The following is a 21,788-nucleotide window of genomic DNA, read 5'->3' as shown; positions in this document are numbered from 1 at the left end:
ACCCCACAGGATGTCAGGCGGGTACGACATCCTGTGTCTCCGGGGCGCAGCGGGCCGAGTGCATCGGCATCTCGGTCAGCCCCGGGTAGTAGATGTGCAGGCTCACGGCCGGTTCGAGCGCCGCGTTGACCACTTCGTGGACGTAACCGGGGGCGAAGACCCGCTGCGCGCCCGGCGCGAGCGTCCGGCTCCCGCTCGGCGAACGTTCCGTCAGTTCCCCGTCGAGCACGGTCAGTACGCCGGAGGAGCGGCCGTGGTCGTGTGATCCGCTGCCCTGTCCCGGTACCCAGGAGAGCAGCCACACCTCGTAGCCGGGGCCGGTGCGCAGCCGGCGGTACCAGCGGGTGGTCGCGTCGTACCGGACGTGCGGGGCCCACGTGGCGCGGTCGGCCGCGAGGGTACGGGCGAGGCCGGCGAATTCGGCCACGGTGACCGGGTGCTCCCGGGCGGGGCGGAGGAGGTGCTGGACCTCAAGGAGGTCACCGGCGATCTGGATGTCGCTGTCGCTGTTCATGGGGTGCTGTGGTTCCTCGGCAGAGAAGGACGTGCGCTACCGGAAAAGAGGCAGGAAAAAGGGGGAGCGGGAGAGGTTCGACCGGAGCCCTGGGGGCTTCAACAGCCGGAACGGCACGAACAGCGACAGCGGGCCTGGACAGCACTGCGGAATCCACGGAGGTGGGTCGCGGGGTGCGTGCGGTGCGCTGGCATGAGACCTAAGGTCGCGAATCCCGTTCCGGATGTCAACTCAATGACCGATTTGGCCGCAATGTTTCACCTCATCCGGTTGCTCCGTCCGGAGAAAGGTTTGTGCGTGAGGGGGCGCGGACACATGGGCCAGCGACCGCGCTCGTAAACACCTCGACGCCCTCGTGATCGGACTGTGATCCGGGTCGCTTCCGCGGACCGGCCCGCAACAAGATCGGGGCGCGTGGCGTCTCCTCTGTCAGAAGAGGGGCAGGAGGGGGTGGATGCGGTGATGCGGGCAGGCCAGTGGCATGTGTCAGGTTTTTGGTGATTTGAACACTTTCCGCATAGCCTTGGTTCCGCAGAGTGAATACCGGGCCCGATAGCAGATCTCGGCTTGACCGGACCGGAGCACACACTTGTAATTTCACTCGTGTCGTTCGGCCGAACTCGACAGCGGCCACCGCACGGGGACGCAAAAGACAGACGAGGGGCGCACATGACCGAGCTGTTCGAACAACTGCTGGTCGAGGACGCGGAAGAGGAACTCGGCTGGCAGGAGCGCGCCTTGTGCGCCCAGACCGACCCCGAGTCCTTCTTCCCCGAGAAGGGCGGTTCCACCCGCGAGGCGAAGAAGGTCTGCCTCGCCTGTGAAGTCCGTTCGGAATGCCTTGAGTACGCCCTCGCCAACGACGAGAGATTCGGTATCTGGGGCGGGTTGTCCGAGCGCGAGCGGCGCCGTCTGAAGAAGGCCGCCATCTGAACGCCGTCCGGCCGGGGACCGGCCGCGGCAGAGGAATACCCCCGCACGGTCCCTTACGCGTACGTATAAGGCACGGTCCGCAGTCTGCACCTCCCCGCAGACGGCGGACCGTTGTGTTTCCCGGCCCGTCCGTCCCCGCCCCGCGCCCCGGCGCCCTTCCGTACTCCCGCGCGCCCCGCTCCGGGACCCGGCGGAGCGCCCTCCGCCGTACCGGGCACATCGAGCGCCGGGCGCCCCGCGCGTATTCCTACCGTTAGTGTGGGGCCCCGTCCGAGACGCTCCCACGCCCCTTCGGGGCGACCCCCCGGCCGGAGGGCCCGCCACCTCAATGTCCCCCACCACCGCCGCGTTCGTTCCCGCCACCACCAGCGCCCCCGAGTTCCCGCGGCACGTCGTCACCGCCGTGCTCGTCGCCCACGACGGCGCGCGCTGGCTGCCCGACGCCCTCGCGGGCCTGCTCGGCCAGGAACGCCCCGTACAGAACGTCATGGCAGCCGACACCGGCAGCGCCGACGACTCGGCCCGGCTGCTCACCGAGGCGCTCGGCGACGAGCGCGTGCTGCATCTCGCGCGCCGTTCCGGCTTCGGCACCGCCGTGGAGGAGGCCGCCACGATCGCCGGGGTGATGACCCCCGACGACCTGCCCTATCTGAAGCGGCCCGGCGGCTGGGACCCCGTCACCAGGACCTGGCGCGACGAGAACTACGACCTGCCCGAACTGCCGCACGGCGAACCGGTGCAGTGGCTCTGGCTCCTCCACGACGACTGCGCGCCCGCGCCCGACGCGCTCGCCGAACTCCTGCGCGTCGCGGACTCCGACGAGTACGCCGCCGTCGTCGGCCCCAAGCTCCGTGGCTGGTACGACCGCAAGCAACTCCTCGAAGTCGGCGTCACCATCGCCAACAGCGGACGCCGCTGGACCGGGCTCGACCGCCGCGAACAGGACCAGGGCCAGCACGACCAGGTCCGTACCGTCCTGTCCGTCTCCTCCGCCGGCATGCTCATCCGCCGCGACGTCTGGGACGAACTCGGCGGCTTCGACCGCAGCCTTCCGCTCATGCGCGACGACGTCGACCTGTGCTGGCGCGCGCACGCCGCGGGACACCGGGTCCTCGTCGCCCCCGACGCCGTCCTGCGGCACGCCGAGGCGTCCGCGCGCGAGCGCCGCACCGTCGACTGCGCGGGCCGCTCCGTCGTCAACCCGCACCGCGTCGACAAGGCCGGCGCCGTCTACACCATGCTCGTCAACGCGCGGGCCGCCGTCCTCCCGTACGTACTCTTCCGGCTCGTCCTCGGCACGCTCCTGCGCACCCTCGCCTATCTGGTGGGCAAGGCGCCGGGCCAGGCCGTCGACGAGGTCACCGGGCTCCTCGGCACCCTGCTGCGGCCCGGACGGATCATCAGCGCCCGCAAGGAGCGCGGCAAGGGCGTCGTGGAGGCGGCCGAACTGCGCCCCCTCTTCCCGCCCGCCGGCGCGACCGTCCGCGCCACCGTCGAACAGATCGCCGCGAGCCTGGGCGGCGACTCCGACTCCGACACCGGTGGCTCGCGCCACGGCGCCGTCGAGTCGGGACCGGGCGGCGACGACGCCGACTACATGGAGATCGAACAGTTCGCCCGGCTGAAGAAGCTCGCGCACAAGCCGGGACCCGTCCTCTTCGCGATCCTCCTCCTCGTCTCGCTCGTCGCCTGCCGCGGACTCCTCGGCACCGGCGCGCTCGCGGGCGGCGCCCTGCTGCCCGCGCCCGCCGACATCTCCGACCTCTGGTCCCGGTACGCGGACGGCTGGCACCCCGTCGGCACCGGCGTCACCGAGACCGCGCCGCCCTACCTCGCCGTCCTGGCCGCCCTCTCGGTCCTCTTCCTCGGCTCGACCGGGCTCGCGCTCACCGTGCTCCTGGTCTGCTCCGTGCCGCTCGCCGGGGTCACCGCCTACTTCGCCTCCCGCTCCCTCGTCCCGTCCCGGCTGCTGCGCGCCTGGGCGAGCGTCGCCTACGCCTTCCTGCCCGCCGCGACCGGCGCGCTCGCCACCGGCCGGCTCGGCACCGCCGTCCTCGCGGTCCTGCTGCCGCTGCTCGCCCGCGCCGCCGTCTCCGCGTACGCGATGCGCGGCGGCGCCGACCCGCAGACGCGCGGAAGCTGGCGCGCCACTTGGGCGTACGCCTTCCTGCTCACCTTCACGATGGCCTTCACGCCCGTCGTCTGGCCGCTGGCGCTGGTGCTCGCCGTCGGCGTGCTGGTGCTGCGCCGCCACGACCTCGCCGGATACGGCCCGCGCGTACTCGCCGGGCTCGGCACCCCCGTCCTGCTCCTCGCGCCCTGGTCGTTCTCGCTGCTCACGGACCCGTCCGCGCTCTTCCGCGAGGCCGGCCTGGAGTTCGGTACGGGGGCGGCCTCCCCGATCGACCTGCTCGGGATGAGCCCCGGCGGCCCCAAGGCCATCGGTGGCATCCTGATGGCCGGGATCGTGCTGGCCGCGCTGGCGGCGCTGCTCCGCGCGGAGCGGCAGTTCGCGATCCGCTCGGCGTGGCTGGCCGCGCTGGTCGCGCTGGTCTTCGCCGTACTGTCCAACAACTCCGGCTGGGCCGGGCCCGCCACCCTCGTCTACGGCCTCGCGATGATCGCGGCGGCCATCCTCGGCGCGGACGGCGCGCGGATCAGGGTCGCCGCCGAGAGCTTCGGCTGGCGCCAGCCCGTCGCCGTGCTCATCGCCGCCGCCGCCGGACTCGCCCCGCTGATCGCCGCCGTCGGCTGGATGTTCAGCGGAGCCGCGGGCCCGCTGGAGCGCCGCGACCCGGTCCAGGTGCCCGCGTTCGTCGCGGAGGAGAGCGTCACCCGCGACCAGCCGCGCACCCTGGTCCTCGGCGGCACCTCGCCCGCCGAGGTCTCGTACTCCCTGGTCCGCGGTTCGGGCGGGCGGCTCGGCGACGCCGAGCTGACCGTCGCGGGCGGCGGTGACGCGCGGCTCGACAAGGTCGTCGCGAACCTCGTCGCCGGCTCGGGCGCCGACCAGACCGACACGCTCAGCGGCTTCGCGATCCGTTACGTCCTGGTACGGGACGGCGCCCCCGCCGAGACCGGCCGCACCCTCGACGCCACCCCGGGGCTGACCCGGCTCAGCCAGCTCGACGGCAGCGCGCTGTGGCGCGTGGACCGGCAGATCTCGCGCGCCACCATCGTCGACGGCAAGGGCGACGGCGAGTCGCTCGCGGTCGCCTCCGGGCCCGTCGAGGCGCACGCGGAGATCCCGGCGGGCGCCGCCGGGCGCGTGCTGCGGATCGCGGACCGGGCCGCCGAGGGCTGGCAGGCCACCCTCGACGGCAAGGAGCTGACCAGGACGACCGTCGACGGCTGGGCCCAGGGCTTCGAACTCCCCGCCGAGGGCGGCCGTCTCGACCTCACCTACGAGGACCCGATCACCCACACCGCGTGGGTCTGGGCCCAGGGCGCGCTCGCCGTCGTCCTGCTGGTGCTCGCCCTGCCGGGGCGGCGCCGTGAGATCGACGACGACCTGCCCGAGGAGGACGTCGAGATCCCGGCCCAGCCCATGGAGGGCGAGGGCCGCAGGGCGCGCCGGCTCCGGGCCGCCGCCGAGGCCGAGGAGGCCGCGGCGGCCCCCGAGGACGACGGGGCGGCCCCCGCGGCGCCGGCGGCCACGGCCGTGGCGGACGAGGGACAGCGGCAGACGTACGGGACCGTGCCCGCGCAGCCGGCGTACGACGAGTGGGACAGCTCCACGTACGCCAACGCCAACGCCAACCCGGCCGCGAACCCGGACCACGCCGCGGCCACCGACACGAACGCGGCGTACGGACCCGGCCCCACCACCCCCGCCGAGGGCCAGGACCCCTACCGGGCGCCGGGGTACCCCGAGGACCCGTACCAGCAGCAGTACCAGCAATCGCCGCAGCCCTATCAGGGTGACCCGTACCAGCAGCAGGGGGGCTCCTACCCGGAGCCCGGGGCGTACGACCCGCAGGGGTACGACCAGCAGCCGTACGACCCGTACGGGTACGGCACGCAGCAGCCCTATGCCGACGGCAGCCAGAACGACCCGCGCCAGCGCCCCGACGGGAGCAGCAACCAGTGAACCGTCCGACCCTCTCCCTCATCGCGGCCGCCACCGCCCTCGCCGCCGTCACCGGCTTCGCCTCGTTGTCCGGCCCGGCCGACGCGGAGACGACCGCCGGGGGCACCGTCGCCCGGCTCCCCGTGGAGCGCACCAGCCGGCTCTGCCCGGCGCCCAGCGTCTCGGACGTCGCGGAGACCACGTACACCTCCATCACGCCCACCGGGAAGGGCGGCGCGGACAGCGCGCCCGCCACGGACGCGGGCGGCTCCGCCGAACTCAAGGAGTCCACGGTCACGCTCGCCGAACCGGGCGGCGCGTCCGACGACGAGAGCGACAAGGGCGACAAGGGCGACAAGAAGGACGGGAAGGGCCAGGGTGACGCGGAGAAGGGCGCCGCGTCACCGGGGAAGTCCTTCGTCACCCTCAAGGAGCCAGGCACCCCGGTCTCCGCCGAGTCGAGCGGCGCCAACACGCCCGCGCTCGTCGGTACGGCCACGGGCCGCTTCGCCCCCGGCTGGACCACGCAGCAGACCACGACGGTGAGCGTCGGCGGCGCGCGCGGGCTGCTCGGGATGACCTGCACCGCGCCCGACACCGACTTCTGGTTCCCCGGCGCCAGCACCGAGCGCTCCCGCCAGGACTACGTCCACCTCACCAACCCCGACGACACCGTCGCCATCGTGGACATCGAGCTGTACGGGGCGGACGGCGCCGTCAAGGCCGAGACGGGCGAGGGCATCCCGGTGCCGGCCCGGTCCAGCGTCCCGGTGCTGCTCTCCACCCTGACCAGCGAGGTCGCGCCCAATGTGACCGTGCATGTCTCCACCCGCGCGGGCCGGGTCGGCGCGGCGGTACGGGCCGCCGACGACGCGGGCGGCAGCGACTGGCTGACCGCCTCCGGCACCCCGGCGGGCAGCGTGGTGCTGCCGGGCATCCCCGCCGACGCGACGGACGTACGGCTGGTGGCGCTCGCGACCGGGTCCGCCGACGCCGATCTGAAGGTGCAGCTCGCCACCCCCGAGGGCACGATCACCCCGGCGGGACACGAGAGCCTGCACGTCAAGTCGCAGATGACGGCCGCGCTCGAACTCGGCGACATCACCAAGGGCGAGGCCGGCTCGCTGGTCCTCACCCCGTCGTCGGGGCGCGGGGCCCCGGTGGTCGCGGCGCTGCGCGTGGTGCGGGGCAAGGGCGAGAAGCGGGAGATCGCGTTCATCCCGGCGACCGCCCCCATCACCGCGCGCGCCACGGTGGCCGACAACCGCGCCAAGGGGTCGACGCTCTCGCTGACCGCCCCCGGGGACTCCGCGAAGGTCAGGGTCACGTCCTCGCCGGGCACCGAGGGCGGCGAGCCCACGGTGGAGACGTACACGGTCAAGGCCCGCTCGACGCTCGCCGTCACCCCCAAGGCACCGGCCGGGCTGAAGGGCTCTTACGCGCTGACGGTCGAGCCGGAGTCGGGCGGTCCTGTCCACGCGGCGCGGACGCTGGAGGTGCCGGACGACGGCATTCCGATGTTCACGGTGCAGACGCTGCCGGACGACCGGGGGACCGTGTCCGTACCGAAGGCCAAGGAAGACCTGTCGATCCTGGACGACGGGAAGTAGCTCCCCGGGCACCGGCCCTGGTCACCGGCCCAGGTCAGCCGGTCCCCGGCTCCCGGTCACCGGCCCCCGGTCACTCCTGGCCGTACCGGGGGTCGACGGACTCGGGCGCCAGCCCCAGCAGCTCCGCGACCTGCTCGACGACGACCTCGTGCACCAGGAGCGCGCGGTCGTCGCGGTTCTTGGTACGGAGTTCCACCGGGCGGCGGTAGACGATGATCCGGGCCGGATGGTCCTTGCCCGCCGGGGCCGAGCTGCCCAGCGGAACCGTGTCCTCCAGGATGCCGGGCACCTCCATGACCAGGAAGTCGACATCGGCGAGCTGCGGCCAGCGCCGCTCCAGCCGGTCCACGGAGTCCCGTACGAGATCGCGGAAGGACTCCGAGCGGCTGGTCGAGAGCGGCACCTGGGGCGGGGCGACCGGCCCGCGCATCCCTCGGCCGTGACGGTCGCGGCGGCGCGGCCGTGGCTCGGGCGAACGGGGCGGTACTGGACTGTCCATCACTGACGCAGGGTAGCTCCCCGCGGCGCCCCGTCATCGAGGCACGAACCCTGTCGGACGCCATGTCGCATATTGAACATTCAGGCCAAGCTTCGGCTCGCTTCCCGACGTACGCATGATCGTCGATCGCGCCTTCCTTGACGGATTTGTCCCAAGTCGCGACCGCATTACGGGCTGTCGTCGACCGGTCACGTCTCTTTCCGTGCAGGTCAGGGCAGTTGATTCCAGCCAACCTGTACGGCATATCGCGCCGCGACACGGTGGGGTGACCTGGTGGCGAGTCGTCGCAGCCCGCTCAAGAGTGCGGTACCGTCCAACATCGTGAGCCCTGTACGTCGCTGTTCGCGCACCGCGTGCGGCCGCCCTGCTGTCGCGACACTGACGTACGTCTATGCCGACTCGACCGCGGTCCTCGGCCCGCTCGCCACCTACGCCGAGCCTCACTGCTACGACTTGTGTGCGGAGCACAGTGAGCGGCTGACCGCGCCGCGTGGCTGGGAGGTCGTCCGGCTGACGGACGGTTCTGCCCCCGCGCAGCCGAGCGGCGACGATCTCGAAGCGCTGGCCAACGCCGTGCGGGAAGCCGCCCGGCCGCCGGAGCGGTCGCCCGACGGCGGCGGCAAGGGCGCGCGCGGGGCGGACCCGATGGAGGTCGGGCGCCGGGGCCATCTGCGAGTACTGCGCTCCCCGGAGCCCTGAGCCACCGCCACCTCCGCCCGGATCCTGTGGATGCCGGGATTCTCCGCCGGTACGGGGATTCTCCGTCGGCACTGGGGCTCTCCGCCCGTACCGGGGTTTTCCGCCCGTACTGGGGTTTTCCCTGAGTCGCGGTCTTCCCCGGGCTGCGGGTTTCCTGGGCCGCTGGTTTCCCTGAGCCGGGGGTTCACCCCTGATGCCGGGGGTTTTCCGCTACGGATCCTGTGCGGGCCATTGACCTTCGCTTGGCGCGGACACGACCATTCCTCCACCCGTGAGAGATCACTTTCCGTATCGCGGAATTCCGGAGGACTGTCGTGTTCGTACAGCAACTGGAACCTGTCGCCGATTCGCTCGCACTCTCCGCCCTCGTCGCCGCGCTCCCCCTCGCCACCGTGCTGATCCTGCTCGGCGGTGTGCGGATGCGGGCCCACCTCGCCGGACTCATCGGTCTCGCCGTCGCCGTGCTCGTCGCCTGCCTCGCCTTCGCGATGCCCCTCGGCCAGACGCTGTCGGCCGGTGCGCAGGGCGTGCTCTTCGGGCTCTTCCCCATCATGTGGATCGTCGTCAACGCCCTCTGGGTCTACCGGATGACGGTCAGGACCCAGCACTTCGACATCCTGCGGCGCTCGTTCGGACGCCTCTCCGACGACCCGCGCATCCAGGCGCTCGTCATCGCGTTCTGCTTCGGCGCGCTCCTCGAAGCGCTCGCCGGGTTCGGCGCGCCGGTCGCGATCTGTTCGGTGATGCTGGTGGCGCTCGGCTTCGACCCGGTCAAGGCCGCAGTCGTCTCGCTCGTTGCCAACACCGCGCCCGTGGCCTTCGGTGCGATGGGCACACCGGTCGTGACGCTCGCCCAGGTCACCGGGCTGCCCCTGGACACGGTCGCGTCCGTCGTCGGCCGGCAGACCCCGCTCCTCGCCCTCGTCGTCCCGCTGGTGCTCATCGGACTCGTCGACGGGCGGCGCGGGCTGCGCGAGACCTGGGTGCCCGCGCTCGCGTGCGGAGTCGCCTTCGCCGTCGCGCAGTTCGCGGCCGCCAATTATCTCTCCGCCCAACTCGCCGACATCGCCGCCGCGCTGGCGGGAGCGGCGGCGCTGGTCGCGCTGCCCTCGGCGCGCCGGCCCGCCGCCGAGCCGGTACGCGCCTCCGTGCTCACCGGGGTACGGAGCGAGGACCTGGGCCAGGAGGACCCGCGCCCCGAAGTGGTGCGCGCCTACGCCCCGTACGCCCTGATCGTCGTGATCTTCTCCATCGCGCAGATCCCGCCCGTCAAGGAGCTGCTGGCCAAGGCGACCCAGGTCTTCGACTGGCCGTTCCTCGATGTCGCGAACCCCGACGGCGACCGGGTCGGCGCCAATGTCTTCACGCTGCCCCTCGTCGGCACCGGCGGCACGCTGGTCCTGCTCGCCGGGCTGATCACGGCCGTGGTGCTGGGCGTACGGGCGGGGGACGCGGCCCGCGAGTGGGCGGCGACCGTGCACGAACTGCGGTACGCGATCCTCACCGTCACCTCGGTACTGGCCCTCGCGTACGTCATGAACCTGTCCGGACAGGCGGCGACCATCGGCCACTTCGTCGCGGCGGCGGGCGCCGGTCTCGCGTTCCTCTCGCCGATCCTCGGCTGGTTCGGTGTCGCGGTCTCCGGCTCGGACACCTCGGCCAACGCCCTGTTCGGCGCGCTCCAGGTGACGGCGGCGCACCAGTCCGGCCTCGCGCCGGAGCTGCTGGCCTCCGCGAACAGCTCCGGGGGCGTCCTCGGCAAGATGATCTCCCCGCAGAATCTGACGATCGCGTGCGCGGCCGTGGGGCTGGCGGGCAAGGAGGGGGACGTGCTGCGCAAGGTGCTGCCATGGAGTCTCGGGCTGCTCCTGGTGATGTGCCTGATCGTGGTGGGGCAGAGTACGGCCGTACTGGGGTGGATGCTGCCGTAACGGGTGTCACCCGGCCGGGTAGTTTGAACCGACGTACCGCGCTGAACCGAGCGCGCTGAACCGACCGCAGTGACAGGAACCTCTGGAGGGCGTGACCGTGGCCGATGTTTCACCTGTGCCGCATGCGGCGAACGTGACGAACGCGTCTAGCGCGTCTAGCGCGGCGAACGCGGCGAGTGTGGCGCAGATCGTGAAGGCGTACGACGTACGAGGCGTCTACCCGGACCAGCTCGACGACCGGCTCGCCGAACTGTTCGGCGCCGCCTTCGCCGAGGTCACCGCCGCCCGGGCGATCGTCGTCGGCCACGACATGCGGCCCTCCTCGCCCGCGCTCGCGGCGGCCTTCGCCCGGGGCGCGCTCGCGCGGGGGGCCGACGCCACCCTCATCGGGCTGTGCTCCACGGACCAGCTCTACTTCGCGTCCGGGAACATGAATGTCCCCGGCGCGATGTTCACCGCGTCGCACAATCCGGCCCGGTACAACGGCATCAAGATGTGCCGGGCGGGCGCCGCGCCGGTGGGCCGGGACACGGGACTCGCGGAGATCCGTGCCCTGGTGGAGAGTTGGCTCCCGCCCGGGGCGCCGGAAGCGCCGGGGACGGCGGCCACGGGGGAGACACTGGGGGCGGCGGGAACCGGGGAGACACCGGGGACGGTGGGAACCCTTGCGCAGCGTGACACGTTGGAGGATTACGCCGCGTATCTCCTCTCCCTGGTCGACCTCTCCGCGATCCGCCCGCTGAAGGTCGTCGTGGACGCGGGCAACGGCATGGGCGGCCACACGGTCCCGACCGTCTTCGCCGGCCTGCCGCTCGATGTCGTGCCCCTGTACTTCGAGTTGGACGGTACGTTCCCGAACCACGAGGCGAATCCGCTGGACCCGAAGAACCTCGTCGACCTCCAGGCCCGTGTCCTCGCCGAGGGCGCGGATCTCGGTCTGGCCTTCGACGGTGACGCGGACCGGTGCTTCGTCGTGGACGAGCGCGGCCGGGGCGTCTCCCCGTCCGCGATCACCGCCCTGGTCGCCGCCCGCGAACTGGCCAAGCACCCGGGCTCGACGGTCATCCACAACCTGATCACGTCCCGGTCGGTCCCCGAGGTCGTCAGGGAGAACGGCGGCACCCCCGTCCGTACCCGCGTCGGCCACTCCTTCATCAAGCAGGAGATGGCAACGACGGGTGCGGTCTTCGGCGGCGAGCACTCCGCGCACTACTACTTCCGCGACTTCTGGAACGCGGACACGGGCATGCTCGCCGCGCTCCACGTCCTGGCGGCTCTCGGCGGCCAGGACGGCCCGCTCTCGGAACTGGTCTCCTCGTACGACCGCTACGCGGGCTCGGGCGAGATCAACTCCACGGTGGACGACCAGGAGGCGCGGATGGCGGCGGTCCGCGCGGCGTTCGCGCCGCGCGACGGGGTCACCCTCGACGACCTGGACGGTCTGACGGTGGCCACGGAGGAGTGGTGGCTCAACGTCCGCCCCTCCAACACGGAACCGCTGCTGCGCCTGAACGTCGAGGCGCGGGACGAGGAGACGATGGCGAGCCTGAGGGACGAGGCCCTGGCCCTCATCAGGGGCTGACCCCCGCCGGGTTCCGAGGGCGGCTCCGGGGCGGCCCCAGGGCGGATCGGGGGACGGCGCCAGGGCGGACCGGGGGACGGCCCCGGGTCCGCCTCAGGGACTGCCCGAGCCGCCTCAGGGACTGCCGGGTCGGCCTAGGGACTGCCAGGTGGCACCTCGGGGCCCGGCGGGTGACACCCCGGGGCCGTGCGGGTGGCACCCCGAGGGGCTACCCGCACAGGACCCGCGGGCCCACCGCAGTCCCCTCGGACCGGCCCCCGTACCCCCGCACAAGGCCCGTTGTCGCCCGCGTACGTCCGCCGTCCACGTCCGCCCGGGGACGGCGGTCGAGGGGCCCACCGGCGGTAGGCTGACAAGCGTCTATCCACCTGTTCGAAGGGACACCCACCCCATGCCGCTCGAAGCCGGCCTCCTGGAGATCCTGGCCTGCCCGGCCTGTCACGCGCCGCTCAGCGACCGCACCTCGGACGAGACCCCCGAGCTGGTCTGCACCGGCGAGGCGTGCGGCCTGGCGTACCCGGTCAGGGACGACATCCCGGTGCTTCTCGTGGACGAGGCGCGCCGCCCCGCCTAGACGGCGCTCGCGCCGCCCACACCCGACCAGCCCTGCTCACGCGCCACACCAGCGGAGGCCCACCCCTCATGCTCGACGAGTCGCTGCTCGACGCCCCCGACGCGCTCACCCGCGCCGACCACCGCGGTCTGCTCCGTGACGCCGCCGAAGCCGGGGCCCGGGTCCGTACCGCCCTGCGGCAGACCGCCGAGGCCGGTGTCGGCGAACTGGCGCCCGAGGGCCGCCCCCGCGCCGTACTGATCGCCGGTTCCGGCGCCGCCGCGACCGGTGCCGCCGATCTCGTGGCCGCCCTCGCCGGCGCGGCCGCGCCCGTGACCCGGATCCTCCCCACCGGCGTCGCCCCCGCCGCCGGAGCCCTGCGCTGGGCCCTGCCCGGCTGGGCCGGTCCCGTGGACCTGCTGCTGATCGCCACCACGGACGGCAGCGAACCCGGCCTGGCGCTCCTCGCCGAGCAGGCGTACCGGCGCGGCTGCACGGTCGTCGCCGTCGCGCCGGGACACTCCCCGCTGAGCGAGTCGCTCGGCGGCGCGCACGGACTCCTCGTACCGATGGCGACCGCGCCGAACGAGTGGGAGAACTCCGTCGAGGAGGACACACGGGTGACCGGGCCCGGGGCGCTCTGGGCCCTGCTCGTCCCGCTCCTCGCGCTGCTCGACCGGGTGGGGCTGCTCACCGCGCCGCCGGAGAGCCTTCAGCGCGTCGCCGACCGGCTGGACCGTACCGCCGAACGCTGCGGCCCGGCCGTCCTCACGTACAGCAACCCCGCCAAGACCCTCGCCGCCGAACTGGCCGACAGCCTCCCGCTGATCTGGACGGAGGGCACGGCCGCGGCACCCGCGGGGCGCCGCTTCGCCGCCGTACTGGCCGAGCTGACCGGCCGCCCCGCGCTCGCCGCCGAGCTGCCCGAGGCGATCCAGGCCCACGGGGCGCTGCTCGCGGGCGACCTCGCCGGTGACGCCGATCCCGACGACTTCTTCCGCGACCGGGTCGAGGAGCGCCAGGCGCTGCGCGCCCGGGTCGTCCTGCTCAGGGACCGCCCGGTCGGCGGTCTGACCGCCGCCCCCGCCGCGCGGGAACTCGCGCTCGGCCACGACACGGCCATCAGCGAACTGGAGCCGGAGGAGGGCACCGAGATCGAGGCCCTGGCCGAGCTGATCGCCGTCACCGACTTCGCCACGCTCTACCTGGCGCTCGCCGAGGGCACCACCCCCGCCTGACTCCTCCCGCCCGTCGCGCGCGCCGCCCCGCATCTGGGGCACGCGGAGCGCGCGGCGCACGCCCCCGGCACGCACCACCTGTACGCCCCTCCCGGCGCACCACCACCCCTCCCGGCGCGTCGCCACACCACCACACCACCGCGTCGCCACCCGCACACCACCCCACCGCCATCGCGCCGCCACCTCGCACCAGAAGGCTCACCCCATGGACCGCCTCTCCAACACCGTGCGCCCCTACGCCTGGGGTTCGACCACCGCCATCCCGGAACTGCTCGGCACCCCTCCCACGGGCGAGCCGCAGGCCGAGATGTGGCTCGGCGCCCATCCCGGCGCCCCCTCGCGGCTCGACCGCGGCCACGGCGCCGGCGAGCAGGCCCTCTCGGACCTCATCGACGCGGACCCCGAGGCCGAGCTGGGTACGGCCACCACACGGAAGTTCGGCCCCCGGCTGCCCTTCCTGCTCAAACTGCTCGCCGCCGGCTCGCCGCTCTCCCTCCAGGTCCACCCCGACCTCGCCCAGGCACGGCAGGGCCACGCGGACGAGGAGCGCCGCGGTGTTCCCTTCGACGCCCCGCACCGCAACTACAAGGACGCCAACCACAAGCCCGAACTGATCTGCGCGCTCACCCCCTTCGAAGGGCTCTGCGGTTTCCGCGCGCCCGAGGAGACCGCCGACCTGCTCGCGGGGCTCGACGTCGACGCGCTCAAGCCGTACGTCGACCTGCTGCACGCCCACCCCGAAGAGGCCGCGCTCCGCGAGGTCCTGACCGCCGTACTGGGCGCCGACCCGGAGGAGATGGCCGCCACGGTCACCGAGGCCGCTGCCGCCGCCGAGCGGCTCGGCGGCGCGTACGCCCCGTACGCGTCGATCGCCCGCCACTACCCGGGCGACCCCGGTGTCATCGCCGCCATGCTGCTGAACCACGTACGGCTCCAGCCGGGCGAGGCGCTCTTCCTCGGCGCCGGAGTGCCGCACGCGTACCTCGACGGCCTCGGCGTCGAGATCATGGCCAACTCGGACAACGTCCTGCGCTGCGGCCTCACCCCCAAGCACGTGGACGTCCCCGAACTCCTGCGTATCGTGCGCTTCGAGGGGACCGAGCCCGACATCCTGCGCCCCGAGGCGTCCGCGTCCGGCGAGGAGCTGTACGAGACCCCCATCGACGAGTTCCGGCTCTCCCGCTTCACCCTCGCGCCGGGCGCCGCGCCCCGCGACCTCACGGCGGCCACCCCGCAGATCCTGCTCTGCACGGCGGGCACCCCGCGCGCGGGCGACCTCGCGCTGGCACCCGGTGGCGCGGTCTTCGTCCCGGCGGGCGAAAAGGCCGAACTGTCCGGTACCGGCACGGTGTTCCGCGCCACAGTCATGGTCTGATCCACCCGCCGCACCGACGGCTGCAACAATGTCCCGCCGTACGGCGGCGCCAGGGCCGCAGACCAAGGAAGGGACATCACGCACCCATGAGCGCGTCCGGCGGAACCAAGGCGATCGTGGCGGCGCTCGGCGCCAACCTCGCGATCGCAGTAGCCAAGTTCGTGGCATTCGCCTTCAGCGGGTCCTCGTCGATGCTCGCCGAGGGCGTGCACTCCCTCGCCGACTCCGGCAACCAGGGACTGCTCCTTCTCGGCGGCAAGAAGGCGAAGCGCGAGGCGACCCCCGAGCACCCCTTCGGCTACGGGCGCGAGCGTTACATCTACGCCTTCCTCGTCTCCATCGTGCTGTTCTCGGTCGGCGGCATGTTCGCGATCTACGAGGGCTACGAGAAGATCAAGCACCCGCACGAGATCGAGGCGTGGTACTGGCCGGTCGGCGTACTGGTCTTCGCGATCATCGCCGAGTCCATCTCCTTCCGTACGGCGATCAAGGAGTCCAACGCCACCCGTGGCTCGCTCTCCTGGAAGGACTTCATCCGCCGGGCCAAGGCGCCCGAGCTGCCCGTCGTCCTGCTGGAGGACTTCGGCGCCCTGATCGGTCTCGTCCTCGCCCTCGGCGGCGTCGGTATCTCCCTGGCGACCGGCGACGGCATCTGGGACGGCATCGGCACGCTCTGCATCGGTGTCCTCCTCATCGTGATCGCCCTGGTCCTCGCGGCCGAGACGAAGTCCCTGCTGCTCGGCGAGGCCGCGGGCACGGAGGACATCGAGAAGATCAAGAACGCCGTCGTCGACGGTGATGTCGTGACCGGCATCATCCACATGCGCACGCTCCACCTCGGCCCCGAGGAACTGCTGGTCGCGGCGAAGATCGCGGTCGAGCACGACGACACCGCGGCCGAGGTCGCCGCCGCGATCAACGCGGCCGAGTCCCGTATCCGCGAGGCCGTCCCGATCGCCCGGGTCATCTACCTGGAGCCGGACATCTACAGCGCCTCGGCCGCCGCCGCGGGCACCAACCCGGCCAAGGACGCCCTCACGCCCCCGGACACGACGCAGTAGACCGGAGCAGCGGAGCAGACCCAGCAGGAGTGCGGGCGCGCAGGAGCGGGGGCGGAGGAGCGGGCGCGCGGGAGCGGGGGCGGGGAGCAGGGGAGGCGCCCTCCTCCCCCCCCCCGCCCCTCCACCGTGTCTCTCCGCACACCCGTACCGCTCCCTTCACCGTTCGGCTGTAGGTCACCGGGCCGACCGGTGTAGATTCGTGACCAGAGCCAGACGTCGCTGCTGATGGCGGTCGGGCGGTCCGCCCTGTGGACCGGCCGAGGGAGAGAGGGCCTCCGACGGACTGCCCCGCGTAGCCCGGGCATTCGTATGCCCGCCGCCGCAGAGTCAGCCGTACGTACCCACCCTCGACCCGATTTACGAGGAGCAGCTCGTTATGACGACTGTCGCCAACCGACAGGACTTCAAGGTCGCCGACCTCTCGCTCGCCGAGTTCGGCCGCAAGGAGATCACGCTCGCCGAGCACGAGATGCCCGGCCTGATGTCGATCCGCAAGGAGTACGCGGCGACGCAGCCCCTGGCCGGCGCCCGTATCACCGGCTCCCTGCACATGACCGTGCAGACAGCGGTCCTCATCGAGACCCTGACCGCGCTCGGCGCCGACGTCCGCTGGGCCTCCTGCAACATCTTCTCCACCCAGGACCACGCCGCCGCCGCCATCGCGGTCGGCCCCGAGGGCACCCCGGAGGACCCCAAGGGCGTCCCCGTCTTCGCCTGGAAGGGCGAGACGCTGGAGGAGTACTGGTGGTGCACGGAGCAGGCCCTCACGTGGCCCAACACGCCCACCGGCGGCCCGAACATGATCCTGGACGACGGCGGTGACGCCACCCTCCTCCTGCACAAGGGCGTCGAGTTCGAGAAGGCCGGCGCGGCCCCGGACCCGGCGACGGCGGACAGCGAGGAGTACGGCCACATCCTCACCCTGCTGAACCGCACCCTCTCCGAGAGCCCGCAGAAGTGGACCCGTCTGGCGTCCGAGATCCGCGGTGTCACGGAGGAGACCACGACCGGTGTCCACCGCCTGTACGAGATGCAGCGCGACGGCGCCCTCCTCTTCCCGGCGATCAATGTCAACGACGCGGTCACCAAGTCCAAGTTCGACAACAAGTACGGCTGCCGCCACTCGCTGATCGACGGCATCAACCGCGCCACCGACGTTCTCATCGGCGGCAAGGTCGCGGTCGTCTTCGGCTACGGCGACGTCGGCAAGGGCTGCGCCGAGTCCCTGCGCGGCCAGGGCGCCCGCGTGATCATCACCGAGATCGACCCGATCTGCGCGCTCCAGGCGGCGATGGACGGCTACCAGGTCTCGACGCTGGACGACGTCGTCGGCATCGCCGACATCTTCGTCACCACGACCGGCAACAAGGACATCATCATGGCCTCGGACATGGCCAAGATGAAGCACCAGGCGATCGTCGGCAACATCGGCCACTTCGACAACGAGATCGACATGGCCGGCCTCGCGAAGATCGACGGCATCGTCAAGGACGAGGTGAAGCCCCAGGTCCACACCTGGACCTTCCCCGACGGCAAGACGCTCATCGTCCTGTCCGAGGGCCGCCTGCTCAACCTGGGCAACGCGACCGGCCACCCCTCCTTCGTGATGTCGAACTCCTTCGCGGACCAGACCCTGGCCCAGATCGAGCTCTTCACCAAGCCGGAGGAGTACCCGACCGACGTCTACGTGCTGCCCAAGGCCCTGGACGAGAAGGTCGCCCGTCTCCACCTCGACGCGCTCGGCGTCAAGCTGACGACCCTCCGCCCGGAGCAGGCCGCGTACATCGGCGTCGAGGTAGAGGGCCCGTACAAGCCGGACCACTACCGCTACTGATCCACACCCCGGCTCCCCGGTACCGCGCACGTCACAGAACAGGCCCCCGCACCCCCGTGTCGGGGGCTTGTTCCGTGCGTGACGTGTACGACCGGAGCACCGGGCCTACGGTGTGCTGTCAGCTCCCCTGCGGTGCGCTGCCGGCCACCGAGTACGTGAAGGACCTCCAAGCCCCATGCCCCGCGGCCGTTATTCGCTCCATGACCCCCACGACCACACCCCTCTCGGTGACGAACACTTCCACTGCGCGCCCGGCCCCTCCGGCTGGCGCTACGTCTCCCAGATCACCACCCCCTCCGGCGAACACTCCGGCTCCGTCGATCTGGCCCTCGACGAACTCGGCCGCCCCATCCGTCTTCAACTCCACGCGGCGAGCTGGCAGATCCGCGGCGCCGCCCTCGAAGGCGTCACCTGGGTCCGTACCGACCCCACCGGCACGTACGCCACGGAAGGCAACGTCAAAGCCCACGCCTTCACCGGCACTTCCCCCGCCTTTCTCGTCGCGACGACCCGCCTGCTGCGCCTCACCCCGGACTCGCCCACGACGCGCGTCCGCCTCGTGGCCTTCACGGACCCGGTGCTCGCCCCCCGCACGGTCGACCAGTCCTGGGCCCTGGTGAACAGTGAAGCGCACACCACTGACAACGGACCCCTGATCGTGGACGAGTACCAGGTCAGCGCCCTGGACACCGGTGAACAGCACACCGTTCACATCGCCGGCGACGTGGTGCTCTCGGCCCCCGGCATCGAGCTGGAGGACCTCGAAACCCCACCGTCCCCGCCGGACCCGACGATCTGACGCCGGCCCCGGGCGACCCCCGCCCGGATCCGTACCTACGCGGGCGGTACCTACGCGGGCGGTGCGAACCCGGTCGCGGGCGGGACGGGCGACGAGGTGCCGGAGGCGGTGGAGGAGTCCCCGGGAGGCCCGGCGGGCGGGGGAGGGGGGACCACGGGAGAACCGGCTCCGGCCCCGGGGACCACAGGGGCCGAGGCGGCGCCGAAGCCCGGCCCGAACGCGCGCCGCGCGTCCCTGGCCTGCCGCTCGTTGACCACCGCCGCCAGATACGCACCCGCGGGCACCTCCCGGGGCGCCGGGGCCCCCGTACGAGCCGCCAGATCGTCGGCGAGACGTTCGGCCACCGACCGGCTCACCCCCGCGTCGAGCTGCCCCATCCGCGTCAGGTACTGACGTATCGCGAGCCAGAGATCGTCCGGTACGGCGGACAGGTCCAGTTCGGCGAAGCGCCCCACGAGCCACGGCGGCGGAGGCGGCACCGCACTCCGGTACGGCGTCGGCACCCTCTCGCGCACGACGAGGGTCCCCGCGAACACATCCCCGATCCGCCGGCCCCGCGCCGACACCAGCGACGCGACAGAGGCCACCACGCCGACCGAGAACAGGATCTCCAGCACGCCCATCGCCCCGCGCACCAGCGCGTGGCGGAACCGTATGGGCCCCCCGTCGTCCCGCACGACCCGCAGCCCGCACGCCATCTTGCCGAGCGAACGCCCATGACTGAGGGTCTCCACCGCGATCGGGCCGCCGACCAGCACCAGAAGGAACGAGCCGACGGCCAGAGCGGCGACGGCCGCCTCGTCCAGCGAACCCGCCGACAGCACGATGCCGACCGTCACCAGCAGATACGCAGCCCCGGCCACCGCGAGATCGATCGCCGTCGCCAGTGCCCGGCTCGGCAGCCGCGCCGGGCGCAGTCCCAGGACAACCGCGTCGCCCGTCACCAGCTCATCCATCGGTGCCCACCCTTCGCCGACCTACCCCGCCCTGGAGAAGGCCAGTCTGCCAAGCTGGCCCCCGACGCGCCGCAGTCAGCCGTGCCGACCGTCAGCCGTGCCGACGCCGGCGGTACGGACCGTACGCACAGTGCCGGGGAGCAGCAGCCGACCATGGACCTCGATGTCTTCGTGACCAGCCACCGCGCCGAGTGGGACCGCCTGGACCACCTGCTGCGCCGCGGCCGGCGCCTCACCGGCGCGGAGGCCGATGAACTCGTCGCCCTGTACCAGCGCACCGCCACGCACCTCTCGCTGATCCAGTCCAGCGCCCCCGACCCCGTACTCACCACCCGCCTCACCCAGCTCGTGGCCCGGGCGCGCGCGACGGTCACCGGCACGCGACGCGCCGGCTGGCGGGACGTCGCGCGATTCCTGACCGCGGGATTCCCGGCCGCTGTCTACCGCGCCCGCCACTGGTGGATACCGACCGCGCTCCTCTGCACGCTCCTCGCGGCCGTCATCGGCTGGTGGACCGGCGCCCACCCCGAAGTACAGGCGGCGATCGGGGCACCCGAGGACCTGCGCCGGATGACTCGCCCCGGTGGCGAGTACGAGACGTACTACTCCAGCCACCCGGCGGCATCGTTCGCGGCGCAGGTCTGGACGAACAACGCGCGGGCCGCCGCCATGTGCCTCGTCCTGGGGGCCTTTCTCTGCCTGCCGGTGATCTGGATCCTCTTCGTCAACGTGCTCAACTTGGGCGTCGGCATCGGGCTGATGTCCTCGGCGGGCCGCCTCGACACGTTCCTCGGCCTGATCCTTCCGCACGGACTGCTCGAACTGACGGCGGTCTTCGTCGCGGCCGGCACGGGGCTGCGCCTCGGATGGACCCTGATCGACCCGGGCCCGTACAGCCGCCGAACCGCCATGGCCCAACAGGGCCGCGCCGCCCTCGGCATGGCCCTCGGCCTGGCGCTGGTCCTCTTCGTGTCGGGCGTGATCGAAGGCTTCGTCACCCCGTCCGGACTGCCCACGTGGGCGCGCATCACCATCGGGGTCGTCGCCGAACTGGCCTTCCTCGCCTACGTCTACATCCTCGGCGGCAGAGCGGTACGGAAGGGCGAGACGGGTGACCTGGACGCCACGGAGCGCAGCGCCCGGCTTCCCGTCGCCGCCTGATGTGCGTGGGGCGTACCCGACCTGTTAGTCTCCTCTTCGCCCCACAAAAACCGTTGACACGGTCGGAGTGGGGAGGTAGATTTGAACGGTTGCCTCGGAGTTGGACAAGCCTCGGGTCAACCACATATAATCTACGCGGCTCCCGGTGGGACTGGATTTCCACGGAGCCCTCTCGATTCGACCAGCAGACCATTTCGGCCGGTGAAATTCGGTCGCGTTGCTTCTGCTAAAGTCGGGTCCGTCGAAAGACAAAAGGCCAATCCAAAGGCCACTGGAATTCTTGAGGCAGAACACGCCGAATGAATCTGGTAGAGTCGGAACCGCTGGAAAGGGAAAGCGCGAAAGCGAAGAACTGGAAAGCGAAACCCCGCTCCGACGGGGAATCGGACACGAAAGAGTCTGATAGAGTCGGAAACGCAGGAACGAAGTACAGAACAGAATGAAACACCGAAGGGAAGCGCCCGGAGGAAAGCCCGCAGGGGTGAGTACGAAGGAAGCGTCCGTTCCTTGAGAACTCAACAGCGTGCCAAAAGTCAACGCCAGATATGTTGATACCCCGACCGGTCGAAAATCTTCGACAGGTTGAGGTTCCTTTGTAGTAAACACAGCGAGGACGCTGTGAACCACCGGTCTTATTCCGACCGGTTGGTTCCGCTCTCGTGTGTGCTACCGGATTACCGGTAATCATTCACGGAGAGTTTGATCCTGGCTCAGGACGAACGCTGGCGGCGTGCTTAACACATGCAAGTCGAACGATGAAGCCCTTCGGGGTGGATTAGTGGCGAACGGGTGAGTAACACGTGGGCAATCTGCCCTTCACTCTGGGACAAGCCCTGGAAACGGGGTCTAATACCGGATAATACTTTCTCCCGCATGGGGGAAGGTTGAAAGCTCCGGCGGTGAAGGATGAGCCCGCGGCCTATCAGCTTGTTGGTGGGGTGATGGCCTACCAAGGCGACGACGGGTAGCCGGCC

At 71.7% G+C, this 21,788-nt stretch carries 16 protein-coding genes and 1 rRNA gene; 14 read left to right on the top strand and 3 right to left on the bottom strand.

Annotated features, from left to right (window positions below; translation table 11 throughout):
• Positions 1-13: 13 nt before the first annotated feature.
• The gene (locus tag ACFXPK_RS19500) at positions 14-514 is read right to left on the bottom strand and encodes a cysteine dioxygenase (protein ID WP_384993896.1); all 501 of its coding nucleotides are present in this window, start codon (positions 512-514) and stop codon (positions 14-16) included.
• A gap of 669 nt (positions 515-1,183) precedes the next feature.
• Here ACFXPK_RS19500 and ACFXPK_RS19495 point away from each other — a divergent pair.
• From ACFXPK_RS19495 to ACFXPK_RS19485, 3 genes are all read left to right on the top strand, one after another.
• Complete coding sequence (locus tag ACFXPK_RS19495; protein WP_384993899.1) at positions 1,184-1,447, top strand: WhiB family transcriptional regulator; 264 nt, start codon at positions 1,184-1,186, stop codon at positions 1,445-1,447.
• 328 nt (positions 1,448-1,775) lie between these two features.
• Positions 1,776-5,537 (top strand): glycosyltransferase family 2 protein, encoded by a 3,762-nt coding sequence (locus ACFXPK_RS19490; RefSeq protein WP_385076984.1) that lies wholly within the window; start codon positions 1,776-1,778, stop codon positions 5,535-5,537.
• On the top strand, positions 5,534-7,126 hold the full coding sequence (locus ACFXPK_RS19485; RefSeq protein WP_385076981.1) for a DUF5719 family protein: 1,593 nt from the start codon (positions 5,534-5,536) through the stop codon (positions 7,124-7,126). The genes ACFXPK_RS19490 and ACFXPK_RS19485 overlap by 4 nt, the downstream gene beginning before the upstream one ends.
• Before the next feature lie 70 nt (positions 7,127-7,196).
• On the opposite strand, the gene ACFXPK_RS19480 is transcribed toward ACFXPK_RS19485, so the two are convergent.
• A complete protein-coding gene (locus ACFXPK_RS19480) occupies positions 7,197-7,625 on the bottom strand; it encodes a metallopeptidase family protein (protein ID WP_384993906.1) in 429 nt (142 codons plus the stop codon).
• A gap of 273 nt (positions 7,626-7,898) precedes the next feature.
• On the opposite strand from ACFXPK_RS19480, the gene ACFXPK_RS19475 reads away from it, so the two are divergent.
• The 9 genes from ACFXPK_RS19475 to ACFXPK_RS19435 all read left to right on the top strand — a co-directional run bounded on the left by ACFXPK_RS19475 (position 7,899) and on the right by ACFXPK_RS19435 (position 18,697).
• Complete coding sequence (locus ACFXPK_RS19475; RefSeq protein ID WP_384993909.1) at positions 7,899-8,324, top strand: DUF3499 domain-containing protein; 426 nt, start codon at positions 7,899-7,901, stop codon at positions 8,322-8,324.
• Between the two features lie 314 nt (positions 8,325-8,638).
• Positions 8,639-10,255 (top strand): L-lactate permease, encoded by a 1,617-nt coding sequence (locus ACFXPK_RS19470; RefSeq protein ID WP_385076978.1) that lies wholly within the window; start codon positions 8,639-8,641, stop codon positions 10,253-10,255.
• A gap of 178 nt (positions 10,256-10,433) precedes the next feature.
• Entirely contained in the window at positions 10,434-11,837 is a 1,404-nt protein-coding gene (locus ACFXPK_RS19465; RefSeq protein WP_385076976.1) for a phosphomannomutase/phosphoglucomutase, read from the top strand.
• Between the two features lie 391 nt (positions 11,838-12,228).
• Entirely contained in the window at positions 12,229-12,411 is a 183-nt protein-coding gene (locus ACFXPK_RS19460) for a Trm112 family protein (RefSeq protein ID WP_385005294.1), read from the top strand.
• Positions 12,412-12,479: 68 nt separating this feature from the next.
• A complete protein-coding gene (locus tag ACFXPK_RS19455; RefSeq protein ID WP_385076973.1) occupies positions 12,480-13,628 on the top strand; it encodes an SIS domain-containing protein in 1,149 nt (382 codons plus the stop codon).
• Between the two features lie 205 nt (positions 13,629-13,833).
• A complete protein-coding gene (gene manA, locus ACFXPK_RS19450; RefSeq protein WP_385076970.1) occupies positions 13,834-15,003 on the top strand; it encodes a mannose-6-phosphate isomerase, class I in 1,170 nt (389 codons plus the stop codon).
• Positions 15,004-15,089: 86 nt separating this feature from the next.
• Positions 15,090-16,064 carry a cation diffusion facilitator family transporter gene (locus tag ACFXPK_RS19445; protein ID WP_385076967.1) on the top strand — a complete coding sequence of 325 codons (975 nt, stop codon included), beginning with the start codon at positions 15,090-15,092 and terminating at the stop codon, positions 16,062-16,064.
• A gap of 376 nt (positions 16,065-16,440) precedes the next feature.
• Entirely contained in the window at positions 16,441-17,898 is a 1,458-nt protein-coding gene (gene ahcY / locus ACFXPK_RS19440; RefSeq protein WP_385005301.1) for an adenosylhomocysteinase, read from the top strand.
• A gap of 175 nt (positions 17,899-18,073) precedes the next feature.
• Complete coding sequence (locus ACFXPK_RS19435) at positions 18,074-18,697, top strand: hypothetical protein (RefSeq protein ID WP_385076964.1); 624 nt, start codon at positions 18,074-18,076, stop codon at positions 18,695-18,697.
• A gap of 50 nt (positions 18,698-18,747) precedes the next feature.
• Here the strand turns inward: ACFXPK_RS19435 and ACFXPK_RS19430 are convergent, their stop codons facing one another.
• Positions 18,748-19,653 (bottom strand): RDD family protein, encoded by a 906-nt coding sequence (locus ACFXPK_RS19430; protein ID WP_385076962.1) that lies wholly within the window; start codon positions 19,651-19,653, stop codon positions 18,748-18,750.
• Between the two features lie 153 nt (positions 19,654-19,806).
• Between ACFXPK_RS19430 and ACFXPK_RS19425 the strand changes: the two genes are divergently transcribed.
• Entirely contained in the window at positions 19,807-20,814 is a 1,008-nt protein-coding gene (locus tag ACFXPK_RS19425) for a stage II sporulation protein M (RefSeq protein WP_385005307.1), read from the top strand.
• Between the two features lie 687 nt (positions 20,815-21,501).
• A 16S ribosomal RNA gene (locus ACFXPK_RS19420) occupies positions 21,502-21,788 on the top strand; the annotation flags it as partial.

The sequence above is a fragment of the Streptomyces sp. NPDC059142 genome (assembly GCF_042755665.1).
Taxonomy (GTDB): Bacteria; Actinomycetota; Actinomycetes; order Streptomycetales; family Streptomycetaceae; genus Streptomyces.
Note: the sequence above shows the minus strand (reverse complement) of the source record. Positions and strands in the feature narration are given on the sequence as shown.

Bases quoted from the DNA above. Each gene is read 5' to 3' on its own strand.
- ACFXPK_RS19480 (WP_384993906.1), bottom strand. From the start codon at position 7,625: ATGGACAGTCCAGTACCGCCCCGTTCGCCCGAGCCACGGCCGCGCCGC.
- ahcY (WP_385005301.1), top strand. From the start codon at position 16,441: ATGACGACTGTCGCCAACCGACAGGACTTCAAGGTCGCCGACCTCTCG.
- ACFXPK_RS19435 (WP_385076964.1), top strand. From the start codon at position 18,074: ATGCCCCGCGGCCGTTATTCGCTCCATGACCCCCACGACCACACCCCT.
- ACFXPK_RS19490 (WP_385076984.1), top strand. From the start codon at position 1,776: ATGTCCCCCACCACCGCCGCGTTCGTTCCCGCCACCACCAGCGCCCCC.
- ACFXPK_RS19445 (WP_385076967.1), top strand. From the start codon at position 15,090: ATGAGCGCGTCCGGCGGAACCAAGGCGATCGTGGCGGCGCTCGGCGCC.
- ACFXPK_RS19500 (WP_384993896.1), bottom strand. From the start codon at position 514: ATGAACAGCGACAGCGACATCCAGATCGCCGGTGACCTCCTTGAGGTC.
- manA (WP_385076970.1), top strand. From the start codon at position 13,834: ATGGACCGCCTCTCCAACACCGTGCGCCCCTACGCCTGGGGTTCGACC.
- ACFXPK_RS19495 (WP_384993899.1), top strand. From the start codon at position 1,184: ATGACCGAGCTGTTCGAACAACTGCTGGTCGAGGACGCGGAAGAGGAA.
- ACFXPK_RS19425 (WP_385005307.1), top strand. From the start codon at position 19,807: ATGGACCTCGATGTCTTCGTGACCAGCCACCGCGCCGAGTGGGACCGC.
- ACFXPK_RS19430 (WP_385076962.1), bottom strand. From the start codon at position 19,653: ATGGATGAGCTGGTGACGGGCGACGCGGTTGTCCTGGGACTGCGCCCG.
- ACFXPK_RS19460 (WP_385005294.1), top strand. From the start codon at position 12,229: ATGCCGCTCGAAGCCGGCCTCCTGGAGATCCTGGCCTGCCCGGCCTGT.
- ACFXPK_RS19455 (WP_385076973.1), top strand. From the start codon at position 12,480: ATGCTCGACGAGTCGCTGCTCGACGCCCCCGACGCGCTCACCCGCGCC.